Genomic DNA, 17,641 nt, shown 5'->3' with positions numbered 1-17,641 from the left:
TGGCCGGAGTTCAGGTGCATCCATGCGACTTCAGCCGTCGAGCGGCACGCCGCCACCGAAGCGACAGATCCAGCGATCCGTCAGATCCCGCTGCACGTCCTGCATCGCCTTTTGCCATGCGGCCAGGACCTGCAACTGGTTCTGCTGCCCTTGCAGCATGAGGGATGCACAAGCCTTCTGCCAGTCGAGCATCAGTTGCATCAGGCCATCCGGTGAGGGGTATGCGGGCTTGTCGTCATCGTGCATGGTGATCTCCTGTGGATGAGGACTCCAGCTTCCCACTGGCGCCCCTCGAAGGTGTTGATATGGCGCAAGAGCCTCGCCCGCACTACCATCCGCGCGTGAACATCAAGACCCACCTGGCCGTCCTCGACGACGAAGCCGACATCACGCAACTATTGGCAACCTACCTCGGCAACCAGGGCTATCGGATCAGCCAGGTCCACTCCGGCAAGGCACTCATGGAACTCATGGCGCGCGACGCACCCGCGCTGGTGCTGCTGGACCTGGGCCTTCCCGGCGAAGACGGCTTCTCGATCGCGCGCACGCTGCGCGAGCACTGGCACTGCGGACTGGTGATCGTGACCGGAAGGGGCGATGCGGTGGACAAGGTGGTCGGGCTGGAAGTCGGCGCGGACGACTACGTCACCAAGCCCTTCGACCTGCGCGAGCTGCTGGCGCGCATCAAGGCCGTGCTGAGGCGGATCACGCCGCCTGCCGCACCGCCCGTACCGCCGCAAGCAGAGGCCTCGTCGACGCTGCGCTTCGCGCAATGGCAGCTCGACACCGACGCACGCCGGCTGGTCGATTCCAAGGGGGACGAAGTCGCCCTCACCACCGGGGAGTTCGACCTGCTGACGGCGCTGGTCACGCACCCCGGCCGCGTGCTCTCGCGCGACTTCCTGCTCACCGCGACACGTGGCCGCGATGGCGGGCCCTTCGACCGCACGATCGACGTGCAGATCGGGCGCCTGCGCAAGAAGGTCGAGGCCGACCCCGACAACCCGCAGATCATCAAGTCGGTGCGCGGCGCCGGCTACATCCTGGTCCCGCGCGTCGAGGCCGGATGATGGTTCCGCTGCCGTCGCTGCCGGGCATGGACGACGGCGCGTTGTTCCGCTCGCTCTTCAGCGCCTATCCGGACGCGCTGCTGCTGGTCGACCTGCAAGGCACGATCCAGCTTGCCAACCCGGCGGCGCTCGACCTGCTCGGCTATTCGATCGACCAGCTCACCGGCCTGTCGGTCGAGCAACTGGTGCCCGACGCGATACGCCCGCGCCATGCCGCCTTTCGCAACGCCTACGCCGCGCGACCCGTGGCCCGTCCGATGGGCACGCAGATGGACCTGGTGGCCCGGTGCCGCGACGGCAGCGAGGTGAAGGTCGAGATCGCCCTGAGTCCGCTGCAGGACCACGGCCTGCCTTATGTGGTGGCGGCCGTCCGCGCCGTCGGCGAGTACCCGCGCGTCAAGCAGGCCCTGCAGCGCGCACGCTATGCCGAGCACCTGGCCCGCTTCGGCCGGCTCGCGGTCGAGGCCCGGGATGCAAGCCAATTGATGGAACTGGTGCCGGTCGTTGCTTCGGAAGCCTTGCAGGTCGAAATGGCGAAGGTCCTGCTGGTGGAATCGAACGGCCTGGAGTTCCGCATTGCCGCAGGGGTCGGGTTGTTGCCGCAGGAGTCGATCGGGCAGCGCCTGCCCAACGCGCCAGGTTCGCCGGCGAGGCATGTGATGACCACCGGCGAGACGGTGCTGATGCGCGACTACGCGAGCGAAACGCGCTTCACCATTCCCGCGCACTACGTCGACGCAGGCATGGTGTGCGAGCTTTGCGTGGCGCTGGGCGACCGGGGCCGCACCATCGGCACGCTGGCGGTGCGTTCGCGCACGCCGCAGCGCTTCGGCGACGACGAGGTGCGCTTCCTTGAATCGCTCTCCAGCATGCTGGCCACCGTGATGCAGCGCTCGGCCAGCGAGGAGGCGCTCAGCCATGCGCAGCGGCTGGAAACGGTCGGCCAGCTCACCGGCGGCGTGGCGCACGACTTCAACAACCTGTTGACCGTCATCTCGGGCAACCTGCAGGTGCTGGAGGAACTGCCCGCCTGCGAGGACGACGAGATGGTCCGGCAACTGGTCGCGGCCGCGCAGCGCGCCACACGCCGCGGCGCCGAACTCACGGGCAAGCTGCTGGCCTTCTCGCGGCGCCAGGTCCTGCAGCCCGTCGCCGTCGACACGCTGGCGCTGCTGGGCTCGCTGACCGACATGCTGCGGCGCACGCTCGACCAGCGCATCACCATCACGCTCCACGCGCAGGCTTTGCTGTGCCTGGCCGACCCGGTGCAGCTGGAGTCCGCGCTGCTGAACATTGCCATCAACGCCCGCGACGCGATGCCGCAAGGCGGCACGATCACCATCGAATGCCGGTCCGCAGCCGATCTGCCCGCCGAATCCGGCGCGGCGCATGCAACGAGGTCGACGGACGGGTATGTCGCCATCGAGATATCGGACACCGGACAGGGCATGCCCGAGTCGGTGAAGGAGCGCGCCTTCGAGCCCTTCTTCACGACCAAGGAGGCCGGCCGTGGCACCGGGCTGGGCCTGTCGACGGTCTACGGTTTCGCGCGGCAGTCGCACGGGGCGATCACGCTGGCCAGTACGCCGGGCGACGGCACCACCGTCACGCTCTACCTGCCCCGTGTCGCCGAGCAAGCAGCTGCAGGCGCCGATACCGACACGGTCGCGGGGCAGCACCTGCGCCCCGGGCTGCGCGTCCTGCTGGTCGAGGACGACCCGGAGGTGCGCAACGTCATGCGGGCCTTCCTGGCCGCGTTGTCGTGCGAAGCGATCGCCTTCGCGAACGCAGAGGACGCCTTGCAGATGCTCGACACAGGCATCCCCGTCGACCTGCTGCTGACGGACATCGTGCTGGGCGCCGGCATGCGCGGCACCGAACTGGCCGACTGCGTGAATGCGCGCCTGCCGCAGCTGCCGGTGCTCTTGATGTCAGGCTATTCCAGCGACCTGCTCGACGAGCCGCACCGTCGCGAACTGCTGCGCAAGCCCTGCACACGCGCGGACCTGGAGCGTGCCATGGCCAGGGTGCTGAACGACCCTCAGTGAAGCGCCGCCGTCTGCGGCGCACCAAGGTCGCGGATGAAATCCGTCAGCGCCTCGACCTGCGGAATGTGGATGTCGCGCCGCCCCTTTTCCGTGAAGCGGATGACATCGCCGCGCGCGAGCTTGGACAGGGCGCGGCTCACCGTTTCCAGCGTCATGCCGAGGTAGTTGCCGATCTCGGCACGGGTCATGCGCAGCGTGAACTGGTCGGTGCGCAGGCCGCGCTGCTCGAGCGCATCGGCCCAGTAGCGCAGGAAGCCGGCCACGCGGGCGTCCGCGGAGAGCGTGCAGAGCGACAGCATCGAGTCGTGCTCGCGCCGCAGTTCCCGGCTCATGGCGCCGTGCATTGCCGTCAGCAGGGCCGGCGTGCGAACCGCCGCCTGGATCAGCGCGTCGTAGCGGATGGCCCAGACCTCGCCGGTGTCCATGGCGACGGCGTCACAACCGTACTGGCCGTTGGCAATGCCGTCCAGGCCCATCCAGTCGCCCTTGAAGTGCAGGCTCACCACCTGCTCGCGCCCCTCGCCGGAGAGGTTGACCATCTTGAAGAAGCCGGAGTTGACGACGTACAGGCAGTTGAACTGCTGGCCCACCTGGTAGACGACGTCGCCGCTGCGCACCACGCGGCGCTGGATCGGCACGCTGTCCTGGAGCAACTGGAGCATTTCGGCAATGTGGCCGAGGGCTGGACTCCCAAGGCCGGACTGTGCGCGGCTTGTCCCCCGCGAGGGATCAAGTCGAGCGGGCGAAGCCACATCGACTTGAGAGCTGTTGAACCGGGAGAGGTTGGGCACTTCGTTCATCGCTGGCTCCTTGCTGTGGGATGAACAAAAGCTTAGGCAGCGAGTGCAACCGGCTCGCGACAGCCGGAAGGGCTTGGGTAACAGTGCATGAATACATTGTGTCCACAATGTGTCTTGATGCGGCAGGGCTAGCGCAGGCCTGGAACGTCCAGACGGTCGCGCCAGGGTTTGACGCCCGTCAATATCGGCGACGCGGCAACGCCTACCTTCACGGGCGTGCCCTCCATCCCCTTCCTTGCAGCCGCCCTGCCGTCCTCACATCGGCCGCTCGAGGCAGCGCATATCCTCGAACTCTTCGCGGCCGCCTGCCGGATCCGGGCGGAACTGCGGGCCCACAGCCAGCGCCCGCCGTTGCGCGGCAAGAACCTCGCCTTGCTCATGGACGACCCGACCACCGACCCGTGCGTCATCCTCGAGCGTGCCGCTTCCGATCTCGGGGCTCGCGTGGCGCAGGTCCGTCACCGCCACCGGGCGGGCACGCCGAACCCCGACGTCGTCCCCATGGCCCGCACCCTCGGCCGGATGTACGACGCCATCGATTGCGGCGCCCTGCCCGCAGCGACCGTGCGCGAGATCGAGGTGGCTGCCGGCGTGCCGGTCTACGACGGGCTCGGGCGCGACAGCCACCCGCTGCGCGTCCTGGCCGACCTGATGACGCTCCATGAGCACCCCTTGCCGCCTTCGATCCCCTTGTCGATCCGGTTCGTCGGCGATGCCGGCAGCTTGCAAGGCAAGGCGTTCGTCTCGGCGGCGCGCAACATCGGCTTCGACGTGAGCGCCGTTGACGCGGCGCCGGGCGCAGCCAATGACGCCGCTTTCACCGTCAACGCGTACGGCCCTTCGCGCTGGCCGATCTGCACGTGCGCCGGCGCCATCGACGAGAACCGCAGGGCAGAAAACCACTGCCACATGATCCAGGCCGTGCTGGTCGATAGCATCGGCCACGCGTGACGGCCGGCGAGGCTCGCCATGGACAGGACATGCCGGAGATCACGGGCTGGCGCTGGCCATCGCAGTGAACCCTTGATCTGACACAAGTCACGAGCGCGCGGTGCCGCCGACATTGAAAGTTCCTTCCCAACCCAACTGGAGATCCTCATGAAGTCCGACGTTCAAATGAGAAACGATGTCCTGTCCGAACTCGCGTGGGATCCGGCGGTCACTGCCACCGATGTGGGCGTGATCGTCAAGGATGGCGTGGTGACGCTGACCGGCCATCCTTCGAGCCATGCCGAGAAGTGCGCCATCGAGGTGGCGGTGAGCGACCTGCTCGGCGTGACCGGCGTGGCGAACCAGATCGTCGTCAAGCCGAAGGTCACATCGACGGACATCGCGCTGAAGATCCAGAACGCACTCGAACGCCAGGCCGACCGCGAGGCACGCCGCATCGAGATCAGCGTCAACGGCGCCGACGTCACGCTGCGCGGCACCGTCCATTCATGGGCCGAACGCAACGCGGCACAGGGCGCGGCCTGGTCGGTGCCCGGCGTGGCCAATGTGGTGAACAACCTGCTGGTCGAAGCGTAGCGATGCACGATGGCTCGACGATGCGGGCCATGGTGCTGAAGGGCGACCGCCATCGCCTGCACGAGATCGAGGAAGCGGAGCACCGTCTCGCCTGCGGGCGCTTCGGCGTCTGTGTCGATTGCGGCGAGGAGATCGGGCGCCTGCGCCTGCTCGCGCAGCCGATCGCCATCCACTGCACGGCGTGCCAGGCGGCGCTGGAGGCGCATCGGCACTGAGCAAGCTCGTGCGCGAAGGCGGGCGCCCTCAGGTGCCCGCCATCCAGAGCGCGCACAGAGACGCAGCGTCCGGTCGCATCTCGGTCTCGACGCTGATGGCCATCGCACGCTCCTGCGCGTCGAGCGGCTCCTGGAATGCGAACTGCCGCTCCAGCACCGCCGGGCTCGCCTCCGAAGCATCGAGATCCCCGGCCTGCCGCGAAGCGATCCTGCGCCGCAGTTGCGCCGGGCTGGCGCGCAGGTCCAGGATCGCAAAGGGCAGGCGCAACGAGGCCGCCAGCGCATGGAACGCGGCCCGCTCCGCATGGCACAGGAACGTCGCGTCCACGATCACCGGGTAGCCGGCCTGTAGCGCGATTCGGGCCGCTTCGGCAAGCCGCGCGAAAGTGCGCCGCGTGGCTTCGGTCGTGTAGATGTCGAGCGCGTGATCCGCCGAGTGCGCCAGTGCCGGCAGGCCGAACAGGCGCTTGCGTTCGACATCGGATCGCACCCGCACCGCGCCCGCGAGTTCCAGCAACTGCGCGGCCACGGTCGACTTGCCGGAGCCGGACAAGCCATGCGTGATCAGCAGGCGCGGGCTGCGTTCGGCGCGGCGCACGATGTCTTCCGCGCACAGCAGGTAGTCCTCGACGCCGGGATGCCCCTCGTCGGGATGCCCCTCGCCGGATGCGCCACGCAGGCTGGCGACCTGTGCCCGGACCAGCGCCAGGTACACCTCGTAGAAGCGCAGCACCGGCAGGCCTTCATGGTCGCCCGAATGCTCCAGGTACCGGTCGAGAAAGCGGAAGGCCAGGTCGGTATGGCCGTGCGCCTTCAGGTCCATGGTGAGGAAGGCGACGTCGCTCATCACGTCGATGCAGCGCAGCGACGGATCGAACTCGATGCAGTCGAAGGGCTGCAGCCGTCCGTCCAGCCGCACCACGTTCGCCAGGTGCAGGTCGCCATGGCATTCGCGCACCGCGCCGGTTCGCTGGCGCAGCAGCCAGGCCATGCGCAGGCCCTGTACCTTGCCCTCGACCCAGCGCCGCAGTGCCGCAAGTCGCGCCGTGCCGCATGCGCCTTCCAGGCTGCCGAGGGCGGCCATGACCCGTTGCTCGACACCCTCCGGTGCACCGAAGCCGGACGCCACGGTTGCCACGGGCGCGTCACCGTGAAAGCGTGCGAGCGTGCGCGCCAGATCGTCCAGTTCCGCGCCCTTCAACTGCCCGGACATGAGCCGTTCGTTCAGCAGCATTCCATCGGGGAAGCGCCGCATGCGGACCACGTAGTCGATCGCATCGCCTGCTGCGCCACCCTCGTCGCCGATGTACGGCGCATCGCAGGTGCCGCACACCGGCCGCACGTCGAGGTAGAGGTCGGGCGCGAGGATCCGGTTGAGCCGAAGCTCCTCCTCGCAGAAGTGCCTGCGCGCCGCAAGCGCGCTGAAATCGACGAAGGGCAGGCGCACCGGCTTCTTCAGCTTGAAGGCCAAGGTGGGCGTCAGCAGCACCCACGAGATGTGGGTCTCGACCAGGTCAACGCCCTGCCCAGTCTCCGACTGCAACTGCCGACGCAAGGCGTGGACCAGGGAAGGATCCACGAAACGTGGGCTGGCGACTCGGCAGTTCATCCACGCGCACTGTGCCACGCGCCCGGACGCATTCCTTGACTCAACGCAAGACTTCGCTTGCATGCACGGCCTACATTGAATCGCATGCACCCCTGGAGGCCGCGATGAAAAAAGTCCTTGTGATCTTCTACTCCCTCACCGGAACTTCCCGGAGCGTGGCGAAGCTCTTGTGTGCACAGCAGAACTGGCCGATGGCGGAGATCACGCAAGTGCATCGCCGCACGGGCGGATGGGGCAACCTGCTCTGCATCGTGGACTCCATGCTTCACCTGCGACCGCCCATTCGCTATCTGGGGCCGCACCCGGCGGACTTCGACGCCGTCGTACTCATCTCGCCGATCTGGCTGATGCGCCTGGCCAGCCCCATGCGCAGCTTCCTGGCGGACCACCGCAAGCGGCTGCCGGAGGTTGCCGTCGTCTCTGTCATGGGCGGCACGGGCGTCCCGGATGCCGCCGAGGAGGTGGGGCGCTGGATCGGCCGGCCGCCTGCATGGAGCACCACCGTCACGGCCCGCGAGGTGGAGGACGGCAGTTGCGCCGAGCGCATGCAAGTGTTCGCGGCTGCGCTTGCCACTGCGGATTCGCAAGAGATCGCGCAGCCGGATGTCCTTCCCCTGAGCGCCCCGAGGAGCCTCGCATGAACAACCTGATGACCCGATGGCATGCCGACCATGTCCATTTCTCCCGGCTGCTGGACCTGCTGAGGCAGCAGCTCAGCGCCTTCCATGCAGACAGCGGTCCCGACTACGACCTCATGCTCGACATCGTCGCGTACCTGCGCGAGTACGGGGACAGCGCACATCATCCGATGGAGGACATGGCGTTCACGCGGCTGGTGCAGCGTGCGCCGGAGATGCGCATCCCGGTCAATCGCCTCAAGCAGGAGCACCGGGCCATTGCCGTCGCCGGCGAGGAACTGGTGGGACTGCTGAAGCAGATCACCACCGATGGCGTGGTCGCGCGCGCCAGGGTGGAATCCGCCGCATCGCTCTATCTCGTCTACTACCGGCATCACCTCGCCACCGAGGAGCGCGAGATCCTCCCGCGTGCGGCACGCCTGCTCGACGAGCAAGACTGGCAAGCCGTGGCCGGGGCAACGCCCAGCCGCTCGGATCCGGTGTTCGGCACGGCGCAAGGGGCCGGCTTCAGGAAGCTGCAGGACGCGCTCAGCCAGACCGCCTGACGCGGTGCTCGGAGCGCGTGCCGCACGGAGGCTGCGAATTCCGATCAGCACCGCATCTTGCTGTCGCTGGCGCCGCTCCTCAATTCGCAAAGAGCACCGGCAGCGTCATCCATCGAAGCATCCGCTGCGTGACGCCGCCCAGCATCCACTCGCGCCAGCGCGAGTGACCATAGCCGCCCATCACCAGCAGGTCGGCGTGCATGTCCCGCGCGCTCGACAGCAGCGCTTCGGAGATGTCGTCATCCACGATCTCGCGCCGGACCATCGCGTGCAGGCCCTGGCGCTCGAACCAGGCGACCTGCTCCGGCGGCAGCAGTGCCTCCTCGTCGTCCAGTTCGCCGGCTGGGCGCAATGACAACACCATGACCCGCGATTCGGTGTTGAGCAATGGCAGCGCCGCGCGCATTGCGACAGCGGCGGCACGGCCGCCATCCCAGGCAAAGAGGACACGCTCGCCGATGGCGTCGAAGCGGCCGAAACATGGCACCAAGAGCACCGGCCGCCCCACTTCCAGCATGACCTTCCCGGCGAGGCCGCGCGATGCGCCTTCCGGCAAATCGTGCGCGTCTTCCTGGCCCATGACGACGAGGTCCGCCGTGCGGCCATGAGCCACCAGCGCCTCCAGCGCCAGGCGATCCGTGCGACGCACTTCCCAGGGCACCCCGGTCATCCCGGTCATCTGGTGCCGAAAGGCCTCCGCGACATGATCGGCCCGATGGGGCAACCATGCGGCGGAGGCTGCGGCGAGGTCAGGCGCATCCCGTGGCACCGCCCCTGACGGGATGGCGCCGTCGTAGCGCCCTGTCGGGAGCAGCCCGACCAGATGGCCGCCATGCGCGCGGGCCAGGTTGGCCGCGAGAACCACGCGCGCGCCGCAGCGCTGCGTGGGGTCGAGGTGGACGAGGATGGTCTTGAAGTTCATGTCGGCAAGCTCTTTCCCTCAACGACGGCAAACCATGCGCTCGTTCAACGGCACCAGTCGCTGATGCCCTGCGCGAAGTCCAGCCACAAGGCCTGCAGCGCCAGCAACGCGAGCAGCCCGCCAGCGATGCGCGCCCCCCAGCCTTCCCGAGAAGGCCCGAGCCTGTTCCCGAGGACCTGCAAGGCCCAGGGCGCCGCCACCAGAGATACGCCGCTCCCCAAGGCGAACAGGACCATCACCATCGCCCCGTCCAACGCGCCGTTGCCGAGGCTGGCCAGCGCGAGCGCCGAATAGAGCAGGCCGCAGGGCATCAGCACCCACAGCGCGCCCATCGCCAGCACGCCGAAGGCCGAGCGCGTGTGCGGTCGCACGCCCCCGGCCAGCCCCTTGCCGAACCGGTGCGCCCAGTTTGGCTGCCGCCCCTGGACGATGAGCGCCAGGCCCCAGGCCAACGTCGCCGCATGCAGCAGCACCCACAGTGGCTTGAGTGCCGCGACGTGCTCGCCTGCATCAGCGAGCGACTGCACCGCCCCCGCAACCAGCGCGCCCGCCGTCGCATAGCTCACGGCCCGGCCCGCATGGAACACAAGGGTCTTGGAAGCCGGCGCCAGCAGCGACGGGGACTCCACGGAAGCAAGCGGCCCACGCACCAGCCGGATCACGCCCGCCGCCGGCGCACCGCACATCGCCACGCAATGCGGCCCGCCCGCGAGCCCCATCAGCAATGCCGCACTCGCCAGGCCGGCCTGCATCACACGATGCGCGAGTAGCGCGTGCGGTTGCGATCAGCCTGCAGGTAGCGGTCGAACACCATCGCGATGGCGCGCACGAAGAACCATCCCATCGGCGTCACCTCCAGCGCGTGGTCGCTCAGGCGCACCAGACCATTGGCGATCAGCGGCCCGAGCGCGGCGAACTCCGGCGCGAAGTGGTCGCGGAAGTCGATCAGGTGCGCCTGGCCCAGCGCCTCGAAATCCAGGTGGCCCTGGCACATCAGCGCCATGATCACCGCGCGGCGCAACAGGTCGTCCCGCGTCAGCGCCAGGCCGCGCACCACTGGCAGGCGGTGCTGGTCCAGGTGGTCGTAGTACTCCGCGAGCGACTTCGCGTTCTGGCTGTAGGTCGCGCCGATTCGCCCGATGGCCGACACGCCCAGCGCCACCAGGTCGCAGTCCGGCTGCGTGCTGTAGCCCTGGAAGTTGCGATGCAGGCGGCCCTGTCGCTTCGCGACCGCCAGCGCATCCTGCGGCAAGGCGAAGTGGTCCATGCCGATATGGACGTAGCCCGCCGCGCTCAGCACCGCGATCGATCGCGCCAGCATCTGCACCTTGTCCGCCGCGGCCGGAAGCTGCTCGATGTGGATGCGGCGCTGCGCCTTGAAGCGGTCCGGCAGGTGCGCATAGGCATAGAGCGCGATGCGGTCGGGCCGCAACTCGCACACCTGCGCCAGCGTGCGCTCGAAGGACGCCACCGTCTGCAGCGGCAGGCCATGGATCAGGTCGATGTTGACCGACTTGAAGCCCAGCTGCCGCGCGGCGGCCATCAGCTCGAGCACTTGCGCCGCCGGCTGGATCCGGTGGATGGCCTTCTGCACCTCGGGATCGAAGTCCTGCACGCCGAAGCTCAGGCGGTTGAAGCCCAGCACCGCGAGCTTGGCCAGGCGTTCGGCATCGACGGTGCGCGGATCGATCTCGATGGAGCGCTCGCAGTCCGTCGTGAAGGTGAAGGCGCTGTGCAGCATGCCCATGAGGCGGGCCAGGTGCGCGTCGTCGAGGAAGGTGGGCGAGCCGCCGCCCAGGTGCAACTGGCTCACCAGCGCCCCGCGCCCGAGTTGCTCCGTCTGCAACTGGATCTCCTTTTCCAGGTAGTCGAGGTACTGCGTGGCCCGCTCGCGATGGCGCGTCACGATCTTGTTGCAGGCGCAGAAGTAGCACAGCGACTCGCAGAAGGGCACGTGCACGTAGAGCGACAGCGGCAGCGCACGGGCGCCGGCGCTGCGGCGCTGGCGCAAGGCCTGCGCATGGTCCGCCGCGTCGAAGGCCTCGACGAAGCGATCGGCCGTCGGATAGGAGGTGTAGCGCGGCCCGGCCACATCGAAGCGCCGCAGCATGGCGACGGAAGGCAGCAAGGGGCCGACGGAGGTCTCGGCGGAGGGGCAGACGAGGGACATCGGGTGACTCGCACAAGGGAAAGGGAAATTCAATGTGCCCCCGCAGGGCTTCGCGCGCCTTGACCTGCGTCAACACGACCACAGGTAGCGCTCCGCAGAATTCGCGCAAACGACGAATGCTGCTCATGACCACCTCACCCACCATCCAGGTCGCCTGCTCCAACTGCAACCTCCGCGAGCTGTGCATGCCCGCGGACCTGCAGCCCGATGACCTCCGCCGCATCGACGGCCTGGTCAAGACGCGGCGCAGGCTGCGCCGGCGCGAGACGCTCTTCCACAACGGCGACAAGTTCACCTCGCTCTATGCCATCCGCACCGGCGTGTTCAAGACCCGCGTGGCCAGCGACGATGGCCGCGACCAGGTCACCGGCTTCCAGATGGCCGGCGAGATCATGGGGCTCGAAGGCATCGTCAACGCCCGCCACAACTGCGATGCCGTGGCGTTGGAGGACGCAGAGGTCTGCGTCATCCCGTTCGACCGCGTCGAGGCCTTGTCGCGCGAGGTGCCGGCCCTGCAACGCCATGTGCACCAGGTGATGAGCCGCGAGATCGTGCGCGAGAACGGCGTCATGCTGCTGCTCGGCAGCATGCGGGCCGAGGAACGGATGGCCGCCTTCCTGCTGAACCTGGTCCAGCGGCTGCATGCACGCGGCTTCTCGCGCACGGAAGTGGTCCTGCGCATGACGCGCGAGGAGATCGGCAGCTACCTCGGGCTCAAGCTGGAGACCATCAGCCGGACGCTGTCGAAGTTCAGCGAGGACGGCATCGTCGACGTGGAGCAGCGCAAGCTTCGCATCCTCGATGCGCAGGCCCTGCAACGCATCGTCAATCCGCCCGGGCGTTGAAGCGCCGCGGCGGCGCGTCTTCAATCCGCCCGGACGTTGAAGCGCCCCGGCGGCGCATCGTCCTGGGGCGGCTCCACCGTCAGCGCCACCGCGAGCGCGCAGGCGGCTGCCGACATCGCCCAGAACACGAAGAAGCTGGTGGTGTAGATGGCCTGCCGCGTATAGCCCAGCCCTTCCCTGCCCCAGCGCAGATCCGACGGATCGACCAGCGCGAACACCACCAGCTCGATCAGGCTGGCCACGAGGAAGGCTGGCCACAGGATCGCGATCCACCTGCGCGCGCTCATCGCCTGGCTCCCGGCCCGCCGCTCGCGGGCACCGGCACGTCGTCCGTCGGCGTCATCGCATGGTTGCGGCCCTTCTGCGCCGGCATGAGGCTCTTGTCGGCCAGGGTGCGGTTGATCTCGATGCCCTTGCGGTAGTAGTCCTCCTCGACCACGCTGTCGCTGCTGTTCACCGCGATCCATGCGGAGACCAGGCAGGCGACGATCACGATCGCGGGCAGCCCGATCACCAGCCAGACGTGCGGATGGCGCCACCAGGGGGCCGAAGCCCGGGATTCGATGCTTGTCATGGCGTGTCCTTCAGATCAGCGCGGTCGACTGTTTTCTTGCAGGTTCATGTTCATCGCGGCACCAGGAAGACGGACTTCTCCGAAACATGCGCGCGGCCATCCGGCGTGCCCACGTCGAAGTGCACGGTGTGCGAGCCCGGCGGCGCCTTGTCGGCCGGCAACTGCAGGCGCACCGCCACCCAGCGCGACTCGGCCGCGCCGACCTCCACGTCCTCGGCCGAGGCCACGCGCAAGCCATCGAGTCCACTGGTCGCGATGCGGTAGACCTGCTTCTGCTCGGTGGCATTCATGATCTGCAGCCGGTAGACGTTCTCGAGCTGCCCGCCTTCCACGATGCGCGCGAGCGCGCCCCGGTCGCGCACCACGTCGACCTTCAGCGGCATCCGCAGCACCAGGCTCGCGAGCAGGCCGATGCCCAGGGCCACGAGCACGCACGAATACACCAGCACCCGCGGCCGGAACACGCGCCGCAGCACCTGCGACGACGACCAGCCGTTGGCCAGCCCGTTCTCGGTCGCGTAGCGGATCAAGCCGCGTGGCAGGTCCATCCGGTCCATCACGGTGTTGCAGCCATCGACGCACAGGCCGCAGCCGATGCATTCGTATTGCAGCCCCTGCCGGATGTCGATGCCGGTCGGGCACACCTGCACGCACAGCGAACAGTCGATGCAGTCGCCCAGGCCGAGCGAGCGACCATCCTTGCCCTTGGCGCGCACGCCGCGCGGCTCGCCACGCGCGCTGTCGTAGCTCACGATCAGCGTGTCACGGTCGAACATCGCGCTCTGGAACCTGGCATAGGGGCACATGTACTTGCAGACCTGCTCGCGCATGAAGCCGGCGTTGCCGTAGGTCGCCAGGCCATAGAAGAAGACCCAGAACACCTCCCACGAGCTCATGCGCGTCTGCAGGAATTCCATGCCCAGTTCGCGGATCGGCGTGAAGTAGCCCACGAAGGTGAAGCCGGTCCACATCGCGATGATCAGCCAGACGAGGTGCTTGAACCACTTCTTCACCAGCTTCTCGAGCGAGAAGGCCTCGCCGTCGAGGCGCATGCGCGCGATGCGGTTGCCCTCGATCTTCTGCTCGACCCACATGAAGATTTCCGTGTAGACCGTCTGCGGGCAGGTGTAGCCGCACCACAGCCGGCCCGCTACGGCGGTGAACAGGAACAGCGCCATCGCCGAGAGCACCAGCAGGCCCGCCAGGTAGATCAGGTCCTGCGGATAGAGCACCAGCCCAAAGATGTAGAAGCGCCGCGCGGCCAGGTCGAACAGCAGCGTCTGGCGCCCGCCCCATTGCGTCCACGGCATGGCGTAGAAGAAGAGCTGGGTCGCGAACACCATCGCCCAGCGCCAGCGCGCGAACCTGCCGCGCACGCTGCGCGGGTAGATCTTTTGGGAAGCCTCGTACAGCGCGGTCGACTCCCCTGCCGCAGCGGCGATTGGAATGATCTTGCGGGAGGGCTCGTCTCGGGCCATGGCAGGACTGCCCGGGTCAGGGCACTGCCTTGGGGGCAGGCTGCGCCTTGTTCGACAGGCCCCACACATAGGACGCGACCACCTTGATCTGCGCCTCGGTCAGCCGACCTTCCTGGGCCGGCATCACGTTGTGCTTGCCGCCGTTGATGATCGCGATGATCGCTTCCTGGCCAAAGCCATGGAGCCAGATGTTGTCGTTCAACGCCGGCGCGCCGAGCGCCTGGTTGCCGACGCCGCCGATGCCGTGGCACGCGGCGCAGGCCGTGAACTTGGACTTGCCGAGCGCGGCGCGCACCGAATCGGTGGAATTGCCCGACAGGCTCAGCACGTACTGCGCCAGGTTGCGCACGTCGTCCGCCCCGCCCACCGCCGCGGCCATGGGCGGCATCACGCCGATGCGGCCCTTGGTGACGGTCTCGATGATCTTGTCGGGCGTGCCGCCGTACAGCCAGTCGGTGTCGGTGAGGTTCGGGAAGCCCTTGCTGCCGCGCGCATCGGAACCGTGGCACAGCGCGCAGTTGTTCATGAAGATGCGCTCGCCGATGGCCATGGCCCTGGCATCCCCGGCAATCGCTTCCACCGGCATGGCGGTGTAGGCCGCATAGACCGGCGCCAGTTCCTTGTCGGCCTGCGCGACCTCGGCCTGGTATTGCCCGGAAGCGCTCCAGCCGAACTTGCCGTCGTAGGCGCCCAGCCCCGGATAGAACGCGAGGTAGGCGAGGCCGAAGATGATGGTGATGACGAACAGGCCCACCCACCACAGCGGCAGCGGGTTGTTGGCCTCGCGCAGGTCCACGTCCCACACGTGGCCGGTGGTGTTGTCTTCGCTGGACACCACACGCTTGCGCGCGGTCAGCCACAGCAGCAGTGCGCAGGCCAGGATGCTCACCACGGAGGCCGCCGCGACGTAGTTGGCCCAGAAGTTGTTGATGAAGTCGCTCATGGCATGCCCCCTTCAGTCCTGCTCGAAGGGCAGCCGTGCGGCCTCTTCGAAACGCTCTGTGTTGCGGCGCGAAAAGGCCCAGGCCAGGATGCCGAGGAAGACGAGGAAGCAGGCGACGGTGGCCATGATGCGCAGTGTTGTGAGGTCCACGTTTCTTGCTCCTTCACTTGAGCGCAAGGCCCAGGGATTGCAGGTAGGCGACGGTCGCATCCATCTCGGTCTTGCCTTCGACCTCCTTCGCGGCCGCGGCGATCTCCGCATCGGTGTAAGGCACGCCAACCCGGCGCAGGGCGCGCATGTGCGCGGGCAGCGACCCCGCATCGACCAGGTTCTTCTCCAGCCAGGGGTAGGCCGGCATGTTCGACTCGGGCACCAGGTCGCGCGGATCGTTCAGGTGGATGCGGTGCCACTCGTCGCTGTACTTGCCGCCGACACGGTGCAGGTCGGGCCCGGTGCGCTTGCTGCCCCACTGGAAGGGATGGTCGTAGACGAACTCACCGGCCACCGAGTAGTGCCCGTAGCGCAGCGTCTCCGAGCGGAACGGGCGGATCATCTGCGAGTGGCAGCCGTAGCAGCCCTCGCGCAGGTAGACGTCGCGTCCCGCCAGTTGCAGCGCCGTGTACGGCTTGAGCCCCTGGATCGGCTCGGTGGTCGACTTCTGGAAGAACAGCGGCACGATCTCCACCGCGCCGCCGATGGCGACGACCAGCAGGATCAGCACGATCATCAGGAGGTTGTTGGTCTCGACCTTCTCATGGGTGAAACCAGCGGCTTGGTTCGGGTTGGATGACATGTCGTTTGCCTCAGGCGTGGGCCGGTGCGAGCGGCGGGATCTGCGCGCGGGCGGAGATGCCCGTGATGGCCGTCATCCAGACGTTCCAGGCCATGACCAGCATGCCGCCGAGGTACAGCAGGCCGCCGAGCAGGCGCACCACGTAGAACGGGAAGGTCGCCTTCACGCCCTCCACGAAGGTATAGGTCAGCGTGCCGTCGGCATTGATGGAGCGCCACATCATCCCCTGCATGACACCGGCGATCCACATGGCGGCGATGTAGAGCACCACGCCGATGGTGGCGATCCAGAAATGTGCCTCGATCGCCTTCACGCTGTACATCTCGGTGCGACCGTACATGCGCGGGATCAGGTAGTACAGCGCGCCCATCGAGATGAAGCCGACCCAGCCGAGCGCGCCGCCGTGCACGTGGGCGATGCCCCAGTCGGTGTAGTGGCTGAGCGCATTGACGGACTTGATCGACATCATCGGCCCCTCGAAGGTGGCGATGCCGTAGAAGGACAGCGCCACGATGAGGAAGCGCAGGATCGGGTCGGTGCGCAGCTTGTCCCAGGCGCCCGAGAGCGTCATGACGCCGTTGATCATGCCGCCCCAGCTCGGCGCCAGCAGGATCAGCGAGAACACCATGCCGAGGGACTGCGTCCAGTCGGGCAAGGCGGTGTAGTGCAGGTGGTGCGGACCCGCCCACATGTAGGTGAAGATCAGCGCCCAGAAGTGCACGATCGACAGGCGGTACGAATACACCGGCCGGTCGGCCTGCTTGGGGATGTAGTAGTACATCATCCCGAGGAAGCCCGCCGTGAGGAAGAAGCCCACCGCATTGTGGCCGTACCACCACTGCACCATCGCGTCCTGCACGCCGGCATACATCGAGTAGCTCTTCATCCAGGTTGCCGGCATCGTCATGCCGTTGACGATGTGCAGCAGCGCCACCGCGATGATGAAGGCGCCGTAGAACCAGTTCGCCACGTAGATGTGGCGGACCTTGCGCATGCCGATGGTGCCGAAGAACACGATGGCATAGGCCACCCACACCACGGCGATGAGGATCGTGATCGGCCATTCCAGCTCCGCGTATTCCTTGCCGCGCGTGAAGCCCATCGGCAGGCTGATGGCCGCGGCAACGATCACCGCCTGCCAGCCCCAGAACACGAAGGACGCCAGCTTCGGCGCGAAGAGCCGGACCTGGCAGGTGCGCTGCACCACATGAAAGCTCGTCGCCATCAGCGCGCAGCCGCCGAAGGCGAAGATCACCGCGTTGGTGTGCAGCGGCCGCAGACGCCCATAGCTGAGCCACGGGATGCCGAGGTTGAGTTCCGGCCATGCCAGTTGCGCGGCGATGACCACGCCGACCAGCATGCCGACGACGCCCCACACCACGGACATCAGGGCGAATTGCGTCACCACGGTATCGCTGTAGACCGCGGCAGGTGGGTTTGGAGATTGCATCGCGAGCCTCTTCT

21 protein-coding genes are annotated in these 17,641 nt (G+C 67.6%); 8 read left to right on the top strand and 13 right to left on the bottom strand.

The genetic code is table 11. The features are described 5' to 3' along the window. Positions 1 to 30: 30 nt before the first annotated feature. Entirely contained in the window at positions 31 to 246 is a 216-nt protein-coding gene (locus WKW82_RS28845; protein WP_340346090.1) for a hypothetical protein, read from the bottom strand. A 95-nt stretch (positions 247 to 341) separates the two neighbouring features. Between WKW82_RS28845 and WKW82_RS28840 the strand changes: the two genes are divergently transcribed. Both WKW82_RS28840 and WKW82_RS28835 read left to right on the top strand, forming a co-directional pair. Next, positions 342 to 1,070 carry a response regulator gene (locus WKW82_RS28840; RefSeq protein WP_340346089.1) on the top strand — a complete coding sequence of 243 codons (729 nt, stop codon included), beginning with the start codon at positions 342 to 344 and terminating at the stop codon, positions 1,068 to 1,070. After that, complete coding sequence (locus WKW82_RS28835; protein ID WP_340346087.1) at positions 1,067 to 3,118, top strand: ATP-binding protein; 2,052 nt, start codon at positions 1,067 to 1,069, stop codon at positions 3,116 to 3,118. The genes WKW82_RS28840 and WKW82_RS28835 overlap by 4 nt, the downstream gene beginning before the upstream one ends. Here WKW82_RS28835 and WKW82_RS28830 read toward each other — a convergent pair. Further along, the gene (locus tag WKW82_RS28830; protein WP_340346085.1) at positions 3,112 to 3,780 is read right to left on the bottom strand and encodes a Crp/Fnr family transcriptional regulator; all 669 of its coding nucleotides are present in this window, start codon (positions 3,778 to 3,780) and stop codon (positions 3,112 to 3,114) included. The genes WKW82_RS28835 and WKW82_RS28830 overlap by 7 nt on opposite strands. 306 nt (positions 3,781 to 4,086) lie before the next feature. Here WKW82_RS28830 and WKW82_RS28825 point away from each other — a divergent pair, with 306 nt between their 5' ends. From WKW82_RS28825 to WKW82_RS28815, 3 genes are all read left to right on the top strand, one after another. Continuing rightward, positions 4,087 to 4,869, top strand: a complete 783-nt coding sequence (locus WKW82_RS28825; RefSeq protein WP_340346084.1) for a Rossmann-fold NAD(P)-binding domain-containing protein — start codon at positions 4,087 to 4,089, stop codon at positions 4,867 to 4,869. Positions 4,870 to 5,016: 147 nt separating this feature from the next. Continuing rightward, entirely contained in the window at positions 5,017 to 5,445 is a 429-nt protein-coding gene (locus tag WKW82_RS28820; RefSeq protein ID WP_340346082.1) for a BON domain-containing protein, read from the top strand. Between the two features lie 29 nt (positions 5,446 to 5,474). Then, positions 5,475 to 5,660 carry a TraR/DksA family transcriptional regulator gene (locus WKW82_RS28815; protein WP_340346081.1) on the top strand — a complete coding sequence of 62 codons (186 nt, stop codon included), beginning with the start codon at positions 5,475 to 5,477 and terminating at the stop codon, positions 5,658 to 5,660. Positions 5,661 to 5,688: 28 nt separating this feature from the next. Here the strand turns inward: WKW82_RS28815 and WKW82_RS28810 are convergent, their stop codons facing one another. Beyond that, complete coding sequence (locus WKW82_RS28810) at positions 5,689 to 7,269, bottom strand: bifunctional aminoglycoside phosphotransferase/ATP-binding protein (RefSeq protein WP_422823618.1); 1,581 nt, start codon at positions 7,267 to 7,269, stop codon at positions 5,689 to 5,691. Between the two features lie 104 nt (positions 7,270 to 7,373). Between WKW82_RS28810 and WKW82_RS28805 the strand changes: the two genes are divergently transcribed. Together WKW82_RS28805 and WKW82_RS28800 are read left to right on the top strand one after the other, a co-directional pair. Then, positions 7,374 to 7,910 carry a flavodoxin family protein gene (locus tag WKW82_RS28805; RefSeq protein ID WP_340346077.1) on the top strand — a complete coding sequence of 179 codons (537 nt, stop codon included), beginning with the start codon at positions 7,374 to 7,376 and terminating at the stop codon, positions 7,908 to 7,910. Continuing rightward, entirely contained in the window at positions 7,907 to 8,452 is a 546-nt protein-coding gene (locus tag WKW82_RS28800; RefSeq protein WP_340346076.1) for a hemerythrin domain-containing protein, read from the top strand. The genes WKW82_RS28805 and WKW82_RS28800 overlap by 4 nt, the downstream gene beginning before the upstream one ends. 79 nt (positions 8,453 to 8,531) lie before the next feature. On the opposite strand, the gene WKW82_RS28795 is transcribed toward WKW82_RS28800, so the two are convergent. From WKW82_RS28795 to hemN, 3 genes are read right to left on the bottom strand one after another with little or no spacing between them, the layout of a single operon-like run. Next, the gene (locus WKW82_RS28795) at positions 8,532 to 9,374 is read right to left on the bottom strand and encodes a universal stress protein (RefSeq protein ID WP_340346075.1); all 843 of its coding nucleotides are present in this window, start codon (positions 9,372 to 9,374) and stop codon (positions 8,532 to 8,534) included. A gap of 44 nt (positions 9,375 to 9,418) precedes the next feature. Then, positions 9,419 to 10,126 (bottom strand): sulfite exporter TauE/SafE family protein, encoded by a 708-nt coding sequence (locus WKW82_RS28790; protein WP_340346074.1) that lies wholly within the window; start codon positions 10,124 to 10,126, stop codon positions 9,419 to 9,421. Further along, complete coding sequence (gene hemN / locus WKW82_RS28785) at positions 10,126 to 11,544, bottom strand: oxygen-independent coproporphyrinogen III oxidase (RefSeq protein WP_340346073.1); 1,419 nt, start codon at positions 11,542 to 11,544, stop codon at positions 10,126 to 10,128. The genes WKW82_RS28790 and hemN overlap by 1 nt, the downstream gene beginning before the upstream one ends. A gap of 125 nt (positions 11,545 to 11,669) precedes the next feature. On the opposite strand from hemN, the gene WKW82_RS28780 reads away from it, so the two are divergent. Next, complete coding sequence (locus WKW82_RS28780) at positions 11,670 to 12,389, top strand: helix-turn-helix domain-containing protein (RefSeq protein ID WP_340346072.1); 720 nt, start codon at positions 11,670 to 11,672, stop codon at positions 12,387 to 12,389. Between the two features lie 20 nt (positions 12,390 to 12,409). Here WKW82_RS28780 and WKW82_RS28775 read toward each other — a convergent pair whose 3' ends face one another. The 7 genes from WKW82_RS28775 to ccoN are packed head-to-tail and all read right to left on the bottom strand — an operon-like array spanning position 12,410 to position 17,627. Further along, positions 12,410 to 12,676 (bottom strand): hypothetical protein, encoded by a 267-nt coding sequence (locus WKW82_RS28775; RefSeq protein WP_340346070.1) that lies wholly within the window; start codon positions 12,674 to 12,676, stop codon positions 12,410 to 12,412. Then, positions 12,673 to 12,963, bottom strand: a complete 291-nt coding sequence (locus WKW82_RS28770; protein WP_340346068.1) for a FixH family protein — start codon at positions 12,961 to 12,963, stop codon at positions 12,673 to 12,675. Before WKW82_RS28770 ends, WKW82_RS28775 begins: the two co-directional genes overlap by 4 nt. 50 nt (positions 12,964 to 13,013) lie before the next feature. Continuing rightward, positions 13,014 to 14,441, bottom strand: a complete 1,428-nt coding sequence (gene ccoG / locus WKW82_RS28765) for a cytochrome c oxidase accessory protein CcoG (RefSeq protein WP_340346066.1) — start codon at positions 14,439 to 14,441, stop codon at positions 13,014 to 13,016. Positions 14,442 to 14,457: 16 nt separating this feature from the next. Next, entirely contained in the window at positions 14,458 to 15,384 is a 927-nt protein-coding gene (ccoP, locus tag WKW82_RS28760; protein ID WP_340346064.1) for a cytochrome-c oxidase, cbb3-type subunit III, read from the bottom strand. 12 nt (positions 15,385 to 15,396) lie between these two features. Further along, positions 15,397 to 15,534: a cbb3-type cytochrome oxidase subunit 3 gene (locus tag WKW82_RS28755; protein WP_340346063.1), complete on the bottom strand. Its 138-nt coding sequence runs from the start codon at positions 15,532 to 15,534 to the stop codon at positions 15,397 to 15,399. A gap of 13 nt (positions 15,535 to 15,547) precedes the next feature. Further along, entirely contained in the window at positions 15,548 to 16,177 is a 630-nt protein-coding gene (gene ccoO, locus WKW82_RS28750) for a cytochrome-c oxidase, cbb3-type subunit II (RefSeq protein WP_340346061.1), read from the bottom strand. A 10-nt stretch (positions 16,178 to 16,187) separates the two neighbouring features. After that, positions 16,188 to 17,627: a cytochrome-c oxidase, cbb3-type subunit I gene (gene ccoN / locus WKW82_RS28745; RefSeq protein WP_340346059.1), complete on the bottom strand. Its 1,440-nt coding sequence runs from the start codon at positions 17,625 to 17,627 to the stop codon at positions 16,188 to 16,190. Between the last annotated feature and the right edge of the window lie 14 nt (positions 17,628 to 17,641).

This window comes from Variovorax rhizosphaerae (genome assembly GCF_037889975.1).
Classification (GTDB): domain Bacteria; phylum Pseudomonadota; class Gammaproteobacteria; order Burkholderiales; family Burkholderiaceae_C; genus Variovorax; species Variovorax rhizosphaerae.
Note: the sequence above shows the minus strand (reverse complement) of the source record. Positions and strands in the feature narration are given on the sequence as shown.

Excerpts from the sequence above, each read along its gene's own strand:
- WKW82_RS28835 (WP_340346087.1), top strand. The coding sequence starts at position 1,067 with ATGATGGTTCCGCTGCCGTCGCTGCCGGGCATGGACGACGGCGCGTTG.
- WKW82_RS28820 (WP_340346082.1), top strand. The coding sequence starts at position 5,017 with ATGAAGTCCGACGTTCAAATGAGAAACGATGTCCTGTCCGAACTCGCG.
- WKW82_RS28800 (WP_340346076.1), top strand. The coding sequence starts at position 7,907 with ATGAACAACCTGATGACCCGATGGCATGCCGACCATGTCCATTTCTCC.
- WKW82_RS28810 (WP_422823618.1), bottom strand. The coding sequence starts at position 7,269 with ATGAACTGCCGAGTCGCCAGCCCACGTTTCGTGGATCCTTCCCTGGTC.
- ccoP (WP_340346064.1), bottom strand. The coding sequence starts at position 15,384 with ATGAGCGACTTCATCAACAACTTCTGGGCCAACTACGTCGCGGCGGCC.
- WKW82_RS28815 (WP_340346081.1), top strand. The coding sequence starts at position 5,475 with ATGGTGCTGAAGGGCGACCGCCATCGCCTGCACGAGATCGAGGAAGCG.
- ccoO (WP_340346061.1), bottom strand. The coding sequence starts at position 16,177 with ATGTCATCCAACCCGAACCAAGCCGCTGGTTTCACCCATGAGAAGGTC.
- ccoG (WP_340346066.1), bottom strand. The coding sequence starts at position 14,441 with ATGGCCCGAGACGAGCCCTCCCGCAAGATCATTCCAATCGCCGCTGCG.
- ccoN (WP_340346059.1), bottom strand. The coding sequence starts at position 17,627 with ATGCAATCTCCAAACCCACCTGCCGCGGTCTACAGCGATACCGTGGTG.
- WKW82_RS28805 (WP_340346077.1), top strand. The coding sequence starts at position 7,374 with ATGAAAAAAGTCCTTGTGATCTTCTACTCCCTCACCGGAACTTCCCGG.
- WKW82_RS28830 (WP_340346085.1), bottom strand. The coding sequence starts at position 3,780 with ATGCTCCAGTTGCTCCAGGACAGCGTGCCGATCCAGCGCCGCGTGGTG.
- WKW82_RS28775 (WP_340346070.1), bottom strand. The coding sequence starts at position 12,676 with ATGAGCGCGCGCAGGTGGATCGCGATCCTGTGGCCAGCCTTCCTCGTG.
- WKW82_RS28795 (WP_340346075.1), bottom strand. The coding sequence starts at position 9,374 with ATGAACTTCAAGACCATCCTCGTCCACCTCGACCCCACGCAGCGCTGC.
- WKW82_RS28845 (WP_340346090.1), bottom strand. The coding sequence starts at position 246 with ATGCACGATGACGACAAGCCCGCATACCCCTCACCGGATGGCCTGATG.
- WKW82_RS28770 (WP_340346068.1), bottom strand. The coding sequence starts at position 12,963 with ATGACAAGCATCGAATCCCGGGCTTCGGCCCCCTGGTGGCGCCATCCG.
- WKW82_RS28780 (WP_340346072.1), top strand. The coding sequence starts at position 11,670 with ATGACCACCTCACCCACCATCCAGGTCGCCTGCTCCAACTGCAACCTC.
- hemN (WP_340346073.1), bottom strand. The coding sequence starts at position 11,544 with ATGTCCCTCGTCTGCCCCTCCGCCGAGACCTCCGTCGGCCCCTTGCTG.
- WKW82_RS28790 (WP_340346074.1), bottom strand. The coding sequence starts at position 10,126 with ATGCAGGCCGGCCTGGCGAGTGCGGCATTGCTGATGGGGCTCGCGGGC.